Origin of the sequence: Neptuniibacter caesariensis, assembly GCF_000153345.1 — a bacterium.
GTDB classification, from domain to species: domain Bacteria; phylum Pseudomonadota; class Gammaproteobacteria; order Pseudomonadales; family Balneatricaceae; genus Neptuniibacter; species Neptuniibacter caesariensis.
This window is the reverse complement of record NZ_AAOW01000058.1, coordinates 1-1,657: the sequence shown is the minus strand read 5'-3', so window position 1 is coordinate 1,657 and position 1,657 is coordinate 1. Positions and strand designations below refer to the sequence as shown.

The 1,657-nt window shown below is 38.2% G+C and carries 1 protein-coding gene; it reads right to left on the bottom strand.

Translation table 11 applies throughout. The annotated features are described in order from the left end of the window. The coding region (locus MED92_RS00005) for a hypothetical protein (protein ID WP_007019395.1) at positions 1 to 1,499 on the bottom strand (1,499 nt) is incomplete at its 3' end. Positions 1,500 to 1,657: the final 158 nt, after the last annotated feature.

Sequence of the window (1,657 nt, the reverse complement as noted above, 5' to 3'; positions counted from 1 at the left end):
AATATTGAGCTGTGAGCTCTGCTGGATCTGCATAAACAGTAAAATGTACTTACGGTATGTAAAAGTAGCAAAACTGTGGCTTGTCCATACGTTGCTTTGGCTTCTAGAATATTATCATTAAAATTAACAATATTTGCGTCTTTTGATGTCCAAGATGCAGTACTTGTGACATCTTCAACCATACCATCAGAGTAATAAGCAGTAGCAATGAATGCGATTGACGTTCCATGAGGCAACGAAATTGTGGTGTCTTGATTATTTGTTTCGATCGAAACACTTTCTAGTATTGCACTGATAACTTCAATATTAATGGGTTCACTTTTAATACCAGCATACAACGCGCTAACTTGAGTGGATCCAGTATCAGCTTTTGCCTCCAGCCTATTCTTAGTAAAGTTCGCGATATTACTGACACTTGATCTCCATGATGCACTATTTGTAATATCGACAGATTCCCCATCAGAGTAGTGTGCAATAGCTTTAAAAGACAAAGAAATGCCCTTTGGAAGGCGAAGAGGTGATTGAGTCGTATCGGCACTGATAGTGACTTGCGTTAATAAGGCATGAGAGGTTTCAATTATTATCTTGTTGCTTTGAACACCATTAAAATTGGCACTTACTTCTGTGGTTCCTTGTTCAGCCTTTGCCTCAAGAATATTTTTGGTAAAATTAGCAACTTCTGGAGTTGTTGAAGTCCATGAAGCATCATTAGTAATGTCAGTTGTTGTCCCATCTGAATAATGAGCAATAGCTTTAAATTCTGAGTTGGTTCCATTTGGTAACATATTTCCATCGCCAGTCTTACTGATAACGATTTTTGTTAATTGTGCCGCAGTAACCATGACTGTTTTGGTATTGCTTTTTACGTTGCCAAATGAAGCAAATATTTCAACATTACCTGAATCGGCTTTAGCGTCGAGTTTGTTACTTGAGAAGTTAGCTACGTGAGTCTGATTAGAAATCCATGATGCTAATTCAGTAACATTTTGTGTACTGCCGTCACTGTAGTGAGCGGTTGCGACAAAGGAAATTTGAGTTCCTTTTGGTAGTATTAACGCATTCGGTGTCTTCTCTGTTTTAATACTGACACTTTCTATTTTTGCATTTGTCGCAATGATACTTTTTGTGTTACTGCTTATCCCGTCAAAAAAAGCATAAACTTTTGCTGAACCACTATTGGAGTTCGCCTCGAGAGTATTATTTGTAAAATTAGCAATACTTGGTTTATCAGATAGCCATGATGATTGAGCAGTGACATCTTTACTTGAGCCATCGCTATAATGGGCATAGGCAATAAACGACACGTTAACGCCTTTAGGTAGTGTAATATCTGCGTTACTGGTATGAGGAGCTTGTGCTGAAATACTCAGCGATTCTATTGTTGCAGCTGTTGTTTCAATGACTTTTGAATCACTTTTTACGCCGGCATACGTTGCATGAACAATTGTCGTACCGATATCTGAATTTGCTTTTAAAATATTAGCATTGAAGTCTGCCACATCTGGTGTGCTAGAGCTCCATGCTATCTCATTTGTGACATCTGATGATGAGCCATCGGAATAGTAAGCAAAGGCTTTAACGCAAGTGTTATCCCTTTAGGCAACAAGATATTCTCACTGCTGCTTTTAGTGTATCAGTAGAAATACTGACGCTGATA